This window comes from Bradyrhizobium sp. NBAIM08, assembly GCF_020193935.1.
In the GTDB taxonomy this organism is placed as follows: Bacteria; Pseudomonadota; Alphaproteobacteria; order Rhizobiales; family Xanthobacteraceae; genus Bradyrhizobium; species Bradyrhizobium yuanmingense.
Genome location: NZ_JADYVR010001007.1, coordinates 1 through 400 on the forward strand (window position 1 = coordinate 1; position 400 = coordinate 400).

Consider the following 400-nt stretch of genomic DNA (forward strand, 5'->3'; position numbering starts at 1 on the left):
CCGCGCCCTTCTCTGTTGCCCACGTAAATCGTTCGATTGCCATCAGCGCCCCTTGATTGCTTTGTTGATGACGCCGCCCTGGCCCATGTCCTTGTTGCGCATCTGCTGATACTTCTGCTCAACGAACGCGGCCAACTCTTTGCCGAAAATGTCGTAGCCAGGTGCGTCTGCACTCGACGAGGCGTTACCGTCACCATCGATATGCACCTCGACATTGATCTGCGTGCCACCGGCCCCGCCGCCGCCCATCGCCATAACGCCCAGCTTGCCGCTCGACGTCCGGGTCAGCGGCATGATCGCCTCTTCCCCAGCCTCACCCATTACACCGGTTTTGCCGTTGGACATACCGAAAGCGGTGGGCTTGCTGACGATGGAGTTAGTGAAAGCGCCGCCATCGGCG

At 60.2% G+C, this 400-nt stretch carries 1 pseudogene; it reads right to left on the reverse strand.

Annotation, left to right across the window (positions count from 1 at the left end):
• Window positions 1-42: 42 nt before the first annotated feature.
• Window positions 43-400: pseudogene (locus I6F37_RS43180) on the reverse strand (hypothetical protein); the annotation flags it as partial.